Annotated in this window: 2 protein-coding genes; one reads left to right on the top strand and one right to left on the bottom strand. The window is 77.8% G+C overall.

The window, feature by feature from the left end:
• The first annotated feature begins 2,123 nt into the window (after nucleotides 1-2,123).
• Nucleotides 2,124-3,083, top strand: coding sequence for a bifunctional riboflavin kinase/FAD synthetase (locus tag AB0F18_RS37660; protein WP_362069573.1), 960 nt, complete (start codon nucleotides 2,124-2,126; stop codon nucleotides 3,081-3,083).
• A gap of 65 nt (nucleotides 3,084-3,148) precedes the next feature.
• Here AB0F18_RS37660 and AB0F18_RS37655 read toward each other — a convergent pair whose 3' ends face one another.
• Complete coding sequence (locus AB0F18_RS37655) at nucleotides 3,149-6,217, bottom strand: SCO5717 family growth-regulating ATPase (RefSeq protein WP_362069570.1); 3,069 nt, start codon at nucleotides 6,215-6,217, stop codon at nucleotides 3,149-3,151.
• Nucleotides 6,218-7,448 lie beyond the last annotated feature (1,231 nt).

Below are 7,448 nucleotides of genomic sequence, written 5' to 3'. Positions count from 1 at the left end.
GGCCCGGGGGCGGCCCCGCCCCCGCCCCCTGCCGTCCCCGTGGCGGTCCGACCGGGGGCCGGTCCGGCGGCGGTGCGACCGCGGGGGCGGCAGGGGCCTGGACCGGGCCCGTCGGGGGCCGGTCCGGCGGTGACGGGGTGGGCGGCGGGGTGTACGGGCCCGGGGTGCGGCGGTTGGCCGCTCGGGTGGCCGGGCGGGTGCACGAGGCCGCCCGGCGGTGTCTCGGGCCCGGGCAGGGGCAGCTCGACCGGGCCGCCTTCGAGGAGCTGTTCCCCTGGCGCACCGGCTGGGCCTCCGCCGTCCTCACCGAGGGCCTGCTCGTCCCCGCCGGCCCCGGCTACCGCTTCGCGCACGAGGAGCTCTCCGACTGGCTCCAGGCCTGCCACCTCGACGTCCCGAGCGCCCTCGACACCCTCGTGCACTCCGGCCCCGCCACCCCCGGCCCGCCCGTGCCCCGCCACCGCATCGGGCCCGTGCTCGAAGCCCTGCGCCGCCTCCCCGAACCCGAGGCCGGGGAGGCCCTGGCCCGGCTGGTCGGCGCGCTCAACGCCTTCGCCGAGGCCCCGCCGGGGGAGGCCCACCCCGACCGCGCCTGGTGGGCCGCCCGGCTGCTGCGCGGAACCCTCCTGCGCACCCCGGACGCCACCGCCCACCTGCCCGTCCTGCACGCCCTCGCCGAGCACGTGGCCCGGGTCGGCCCGGAGGACTTCGGCGGCTGGTTCTGGAACCGGCTCCGGCTGGCCGAGTCCGACCGGCTCGACCTGCTGCGCCGCCTGCTGCCCTCCGACCACCGCTACCTCGAAGCCGCCGGACGCCGCCTCGCCCGCGCCCCGCAGCTCGTCCTGCCCCTGCTCTGCGCCTGGTTCACCGACGACCGCCGGCTGCGCGGCCGCCCCGGGGCCACCGTGGCCACCGCCGCCCAGGCGCTCCTGCACACCCACCGCGGCCTCGCCCCCGACGACCTCACCGAGGCCCTCGTCGAGGCCGCGCACCCCCGCGCCGACGAACTGCTGGCCGTCCTCGCGGAGGACGAGCCCTCCGCGATGTCCCGCGCCGTCGGCCGCTGGGCCCACGACGAGCGCCCCGGCCGCCGCGTGGCCGCGGCCGCGTACGGGCTCGCCACCGCCCCCCACGTCCGCACCCCCGCCGACCGGGAGCTCCTGCGCCACGCCGCCGAGGCGCTCCTCGCCCGCCCCGGCGACCTCCCCCTGCACGGCAGCGCCCTCGGGATGCTGCTGCGCGACCCCCAGGCGCGGGCCCGCCACCTCGCCGACGCCCTCGACTGCTTCCGCGACCCCGAGCGCGGCTCCCGGCTGCCCGCCTCCGCACTGGTCGCGGCCCTGCCCGTACTGCCCGACCCGGACGCGGTGTTCGACGCCCTGCGGGCCCGGGCCGACGGGGAGGTGCTGCGCGCCCTGGCCGCGCTCACCACCCCCGGGCTGGCCCGCCGCGCCGGTGACCTCGTACGGGAACACCTGGCGCGGCACCCCGAGGACGCCCCGCACGCCGCCGCCTTCGTGGACCGGCGCCTGGAGCAGGGCCCGGCCGCCGCGCCCGTGCTGCGCCCGCTGGTCCTGGGCCTGCTGCGGAGCGCCCCGCCGCGGGTCCGGGCCGCGCTGGCCGGCGTACTGGCCGCGCCGGGCCGGGAGCCCGCGCCGGCGCTGCGGGCCGAGCTGGCCGAGACCCTGCTGCGCGAGGAACCCGAGCCGGAGGTGCTCGGCGCGTTCCTGACGGCCCTCGCCGCCGCGACCCGGGCGCGCCCCGAGGACCGTACCCGCGAGCTGCTGCGGCGGACCGGCCGGCAGCTGCTGCGGACCCCTGGCGGCCCGGCGGTGTTCGAGGAGCGCGTGGTGGAGCTGGTCCGGGTCGACCCGGTCTTCGGGGCGCTCGTGGCCCGCTGGCTCGCCGACGCCGGGGCGGAGGCGGCGGCGCTGCTCGGGCCGGGCGCCCGCCGTACGGTGGAGACCCTCAGCCGGTCGGCCCCGACGTCACCTGAGGGGCGGGGCGGGCTGCGGCGCTCGCGGACACCGATGCGGGGACCGGGCCACCGGCATGGCAGTCTTAGACCTGCAATCGGCAATTCGGTACAGGGACTATACGGGTTCGGGCGAGGAGCGGTCACAGTGCAGCGCTGGCGTGGCTTGGAGGACATCCCCCAGGACTGGGGACGCAGCGTCGTCACCATCGGCTCCTACGACGGTGTGCACCGGGGACACCAGCTGATCATCGGACGGGCCGTGGCGAAGGCCCGCGCCCTGGGCGTGCCCTCGGTCGTCGTCACCTTCAGCCCGCACCCCAGCGAGGTCGTGCGCCCCGGCAGCCACCCGCCGATCCTGGCCCCGTACGACCGCCGCGCCGAACTGATGGCCGGTCTCGGCGTCGACGCGCTGCTGATCCTGCCGTTCACGGCGGAGTTCTCGCAGCTGTCCCCGGCCGACTTCATCGTCAAGGTGCTGGTCGACAAGCTGCACGCGCGCGCCGTCATCGAGGGCCCGAACTTCCGCTTCGGCCACCGTGCCGCCGGGAACGTCGACTTCCTGCGCGAGCTGGGCTCCACGTACGACTACGAGGTGGACGTCGTGGATCTGGTCGAGCGCGGAGAGGCGGGCGGCGGCGTGCCGTTCTCCTCCACCCTGGCGCGCAAGCTGGTCGCCGAGGGCGACATGGAGGGCGCCGCCGAGATCCTGGGCCGCCCGCACCGGGTCGAGGGCGTCGTGGTGCGCGGTGCGCAGCGCGGGCGCGAGCTCGGCTACCCGACGGCGAACGTCGAGACGGCCCCGCACACCGCGATCCCGGCCGACGGGGTGTACGCGGGCTGGCTGACGGCGGACGGCGAGCGGATGCCGGCGGCGATCTCGGTGGGCACGAACGTGCAGTTCGACGCGACCGAGCGGACCGTCGAGGCGTACGCCATCGACCGCGTCGGGCTGGACCTGTACGGCAAGCAGGTGTCGGTCGAGTTCCTCGCGTACGTACGCGGGATGGCGAAGTTCGAGTCGCTCGACGGGCTGCTGGAGGCCATCGCGGACGACGTGAAGCGGGCGCGGGCGCTGACGGACGCCTTCGACGCCGCGCGCCGCTAGACCCGTCCCCCTCGTACGCCGGAGGGCCCGTACCGTCCCTGGACGGTACGGGCCCTCCGGCGTTCTCAGCCGAGGCGCGGATCGCGCGGCGGCTGGCCGGGCTGCTGCGGGGCCGGGGCCTGGGGCTGGCCCGGTGCGGGTGCGGGTGCCGGGGGCTGCGGCCAGGCCTGGCCGGGCTGCGGGTAGGGCTGCTGCCCGTACGGCTGCTGGTACGGACCCGCGGGCGGCTGCGGCTGCGGCTGTGCCTGGGCGGGCGGCTGGGACTGCTGCGGGGCGCCCCAGTGGCCCTGTGCGGCCTGCTGCTGAGCCCGTACGAAGTCCTCGGCGACCAGGGCGGAGAGGTTGAAGTACGCCTCCCGGGTCTTGGGCCGCATCAGGTCGAGGTCCACCTCGGCACCGGCCGCGAGGTGCTCGTCGAACGGCACCACGACGACGCCGCGGCAGCGGGTCTCGAAGTGCTGCACGATGTCCTCGACCTTGATCATCTTGGCGGTCTCGCGGACCCCGGAGATGACGGTGATCGAGCGCGAGACGAGATCCGCGTAACCGTGGGCGGAGAGCCAGTCGAGCGTGGTGCTCGCGCTGCTCGCGCCGTCCACGGACGGGGTGGAGATGATGATCAGCTGATCGGCCAGGTCCAGGACCCCGCGCATGGCGGAGTAGAGGAGTCCGGTGCCCGAGTCGGTGAGGATGATCGGGTACTGGCGGCCGAGCGTCTCTATGACGCGGCGGTAGTCCTCGTCGTTGAAGGTCGTCGAGACCGCCGGGTCCACGTCGTTGGCGATGATCTCCAGCCCGGAGGGCGCCTGCGAGGTGAACCGCCGGATGTCCATGTACGAGTGCAGGTACGGGATCGCCTGGACCAGGTCCCGGATCGTCGCGCCGGTCTCGCGGCGGACGCGGCGGCCGAGGGTGCCGGCGTCGGGGTTCGCGTCGATGGCCAGGATCTTGTCCTGGCGCTCGGTGGCGAGGGTGGCGCCGAGGGCGGTGGTCGTCGTGGTCTTCCCGACGCCGCCCTTGAGGCTGATCACGGCGATGCGGTAGCAGGACATCACCGGCGTCCGGATGAGCTCCAGCTTGCGCTGGCGGTCGGCCTCGGCCGCCTTGCCGCCGAAGCGGAAGCCGGAACGGGTGGGCTTGGGCTTCTGCTTGGCGCGGATCAGCCGGTCCGAGGACAGCTCGACGGCGGCGGTGTAGCCGAGCGGCGCGCCGGGGCCCTGGCCGGGCGGCTGCTGCTGGTACGGGCCCTGCGGCGCCCCGGCGGGCCACTGCTGCGGCTGTGCCTGCGGGAACCCGTACCCCTGGGGGGCCTCGGGCTGCTGGGGCTCCGGGGCGACGGGCGGGAACCCGTAGCCCTGCGGGGCCTGGGGCTGCTGGGGCTGCTGGGGGGCGGGCGGCGGGAACCCGTAGCCCTGGGGCGGGCCGGAGGAGAAGGCGGGCGGCAGCGACGGCAGCCCACCACCGGGTCCTCCGAACGGAGTATCCCCGGGGGCGTACGGCCCCTGACCGGCGGCCACGGGCGGCACCGGAGTCCCCTCCGGCGGCGTGGCGGTCCGCCCGGCCGGGAACTCCGCACCCGGCGGCACCGCGTCGACCGGCCCACCCTGGGCCGCGCCCGGCCCCCCGAAGGGAGCGGGCACCCCGGAGGCACCTCCGGCCCCGTCCGCCTGGACGGGCGCCGTGAACGGTGCCGGCGCCGGGAAGCCGGCCGGAGCGCCCCCGGCTGCGCCCGCCTGGACGGGTGCGTCGACGGGGGCCGGGTAGGCCCCCGACCCGCTGACCGCGCCGGCGAACGGCGCGGGCTGCGCGTGGGCGTCGGCGGGCGCCGGGAAGCCGGCCGGAGTGCCTCCAGCTGCGCCCGCCTGGGCGGGGAAGCCTGCGGGGGCACCGTCGGCCGCGCCTGCCTGGGCGGGGGCGTCGGTCGGGGCCGGGAAGGCTCCCGACCCGCCGGCCGCTTCAGTGGCTGCGCTGGTGGGCGCGGGCTGTGCGTGGGCGGGCGCCGCCGGCGGAGCGTCGACCGGTGCCGGGGAGCCGGCCGGACCGCCCTCGGCCGTGCCCGCCTCGGCGGGGAAGCCCGCGGGGGCACTCCCGGCCGCGCCTGCCTGGGCGGGTGCGTCGGCCGGGGCCGGGAAGCCCGCCGGGCCGTCCTCAGCGGTGCCTCGCTGGGCGGGCGCCTCAGCCGGAGCGTCGCCGGACGTCGTGAAGGGCGCCGGGACGGTCCCCGGCGTGCCCTGAGCCTCGGCGGACGCCGTGAACTGTGCCGGGATCGGGGGCCGGTCGCCCTGGTCCGGGGCCGTCGACGGAGCGGTACCCGGGAACGGGGCTTCGCCGGAGGCCGGGGTCTGCGGGGCCGAGGCCGCGAGCGGCGCCGGCGCGTCGGCCGGTGCCGGGAAGGCCGCCGGGCCGCCGGGCAGCGCAGGTGCGTCGTCCCGTGCGACGGGGGCGTCCGCCGGAGCGGGCGCGTGGGCCGGTGCCGGGAACCCCGGCGCGCCACCCTCCGACGGCGCAGCCGGAGCCGCGGGCGGCTGGGCGGCGGGGAACGCATCGCCGGGCACGCCGGGTACGGCGAGGGGGGCCGGGTGACCGGGGGTCGCGTCTGCCGGCACACCGGGCGCCGCCGGGAACCCCGGAACGGCCTCGGCGAACACACCGCCCTGAGCCGGAGCCGCATCGGCGGGAGCCGGGAAGACGGGGTCGGCCGACACGGAGAGCGGCGGCACACCGGGCACGACGAACGGCGCGGCGGCATCCGCCGGCGCGGGCCCGGCCGCGGCGGCGTCCGGTACGGGCGCGGCCGAGGCCGGCCCGGCACCCGGGAACGGCGCGGATCCCGCACCGGCACCCGCACCGGCACCCGCACCGGTATCGGCATCGGCAGGGGCGCGCTGCGCCGGCGGAGCGATCCGCATCGTCGGCGGTGAGACCACGTCAGCCGGACGGTGGGGCTCGAAGCCGCTGCCCTCCGGCAGCCCGGGCACCCCTGCGGCGGGTGCGGGCGGCGGACTCTGCGTGTACCAGGCCGGCGGGGTGTAGTCGATGGTGAACTCGCCCGTCATCTCGGGCTCCGCGTCGGACTGATCGTCCGTCGGGACGTCCCACGTCCCGCCGCGCCTCTCGTTCCGATCGCCGCTCACTGATCCTCCTGCTCTGTTGAACACCGGTCAGGCGCCCACCTAAGACACCACGCCCGCGCTCAGCCTAATCGCGCTCCGCACCCGAAGGTCCCAGAGGCCGCGCCCCCACATGTCCTGCCTACAGGCCCCTCGGGCCCTGAGCAACTGTCACCGCGGCCCCCTCCGCCCGCCCCGACGAAGCCGCGGCCCCGCACCGGCACCCCGTCCGAACCGAAGCGGCCCCCGCACCGGTCCTACCCCTCCGGGCCAACTCCCAGGACGAGCACACCCGCTGCCCGGTTGCCCGAACGCCCCCACATCCCGTCCGACTCCGCGCCCATGGCCGGGCCGCTCCTCACTGAACCGCCCTCCACCGCCTGCCGCCCGCCCGGCCGTGGCACCCCCTCGGCCCGCCACGGAGTCGGCTCCCGCCCCCTGGCCGACCACCCAGGCGGGTACGCCCGTCGGCCCACCGTCAACCCAGCTCCGCGTCCTGGCGCCCACCCGTGCGAGCCCGTCATGCTCCCGCCAAGCCGGCTCGCGCATCCTGACCACCTCCGGGCGCGCACGCCCAGCGGGCCGCGGCCGAGCTCGCACCACTTTCCGGCCGACTCCGGTCCAAATCGCCCCCGCCGCTCGGTCACTGAACAGCCCCCTGTCGCCGGCCCACCGCCCAGGCGAGCACGCCCAGCGACCCACTCCCAAGCCAGCTTTCGAGTCTTGGCCACCTCCATGCGGGCACGCCCGGCAAGCCACAGCCGAGCCGGCACCATTTCCCGGCCGATCGCCCCGCCGCTCGGTCACCGAATCACCCCCTGTCGCCACCCAACCGGCACGGCGGGTACGCCCATCAGCCCGCCGCCAATCCGGCTCCCGCGTCCTGGCGAACGCCCGGGCGGGTACGCCCGTCGGGTTCCCGCCAGGTCGGCTTCCGCGTCCTGGTCACCTTCCGGGCGTGCGCCCCCGTCGGGTTGCGGCCGAGCGGGCACCGCTTTCCGGCCAGTTCCGGGCCAAATCGCCCCCGCCGCCCGGCCACCCCCCGTAGCCGGCCGACCGCCCGCGCGAGTGCCCCCTAGCGGTCCGCCGCCGAGCCGGCCCCCGCGCCCCGGACGCATCTCCCGCGCGAGCGCCCCCCAGCCGCCCGCCGCCAAGCCGGCCCCGCACCCCGGACGGTCCTCCCGGCCCGAGCGCCCTCGGCAGGCGGGGGCGCGAAGCAGGACCCCGCACGGCCGTTCCCGCCCCCGCGGGCCGC

It is taken from the genome of Streptomyces sp. NPDC029216 (genome assembly GCF_040648015.1).
Classification (GTDB): Bacteria; Actinomycetota; Actinomycetes; order Streptomycetales; family Streptomycetaceae; genus Streptomyces.
Note: the sequence above shows the minus strand (reverse complement) of the source record. Positions and strands in the feature narration are given on the sequence as shown.